The organism is Halorubrum sp. SP9, assembly GCF_005435015.1.
GTDB lineage: Archaea > Halobacteriota > Halobacteria > Halobacteriales > Haloferacaceae > Halorubrum > Halorubrum sodomense.
In genome coordinates this window covers 1-997 of sequence record NZ_SGXU01000150.1, presented here as the reverse complement: position 1 = coordinate 997, position 997 = coordinate 1, and the positions used below count along the sequence as shown (strand labels likewise).

Below are 997 nucleotides of genomic sequence, written 5' to 3'. Positions count from 1 at the left end.
GAGAACCTCGTTGGCAAACTCCATCTCGCCCATCTGCTGTTTCGCACGGGCGATGTCGGACGCGGAGTGGAGCGGGGAGTTGATCCAATCGACGTGCCACGCATGGACGGTGTAGGACTCGCCTTCATCGACCTCCATCTCGCCTGGAAGGTCAGCGATGTCCTCTGCCGTCAGCTCGTACGGATCGACCTCATCTTGGATGTCCCACTCCCCTGTCTCGGCGTTCCACGTCCGTTTATCCGACCGTTCCCACAGGTCGTGGTAGAACGACCCCGTTTCCTTCGGGGTGCCGATACAGAACGTGGTCGGGAAGTAGTCAACGTCGGGGAGTTGGAGGTCGATCGCGGGCTGGAAGACGTTGAAGACCCGTTCCTTGAGGTCTTGTGTCTCGTCGGTAATCCCGAGTTGGGAGTGTTTCCCACGAACAGACTCCTCGGAGTACCCCGAGTCCGTCTGGAAACGCCCGAGGACGGGGTTCACGTCGCCGTTATCGGCCTTCTGGTACGTCTTGAAGACCTGTGCGGACTTCTTGTTCGTCGTCCGCCGCGACTCCATGTTCGCCTGCTCAACGTACGTCTCACGGATCGGTTCGATGTAGTCGTAGACCTGCCCGTTCGACGGGGCGATGTAGTACGTATGGAGCTGCGGAAAGGCGTCGTGTGCCCACGTCGCGATAGCGCCCGTTGAGAACGACTTCAGTTCACCACGAGCGAGCAACAGGACGTTAACGTCAGCCCAGTTCTCGGGGTAGAGCCACGAATCCTCGTGGAGCAGGTGACTAAGTGGTTCACCGTCGGTCGTCTTGAAGTCGTACGCTTTCGACGGATCAACGGGGTGTCTGAGGAAATTCCGCATCCAGAGTTTTGGTGAATGGCGGAGGCGCTGGAGCGTCTCCGCATCCACCTCATCGGATAGTTCTGGAATCCCCATCGGTATGAAATATGAGTGTAATATCGAACTGCCGAATGACGTTACTCGTGGAAACCAGGAATTCGAA

Annotated in this window: 1 protein-coding gene; it reads right to left on the bottom strand. The window is 57.8% G+C overall.

Going from position 1 to position 997, the window contains the following annotated elements:
• Positions 1 to 930: hypothetical protein (locus EXE45_RS16945; RefSeq protein WP_137695024.1), on the bottom strand; the 930-nt coding region annotated here is incomplete at its 3' end.
• Positions 931 to 997 lie beyond the last annotated feature (67 nt).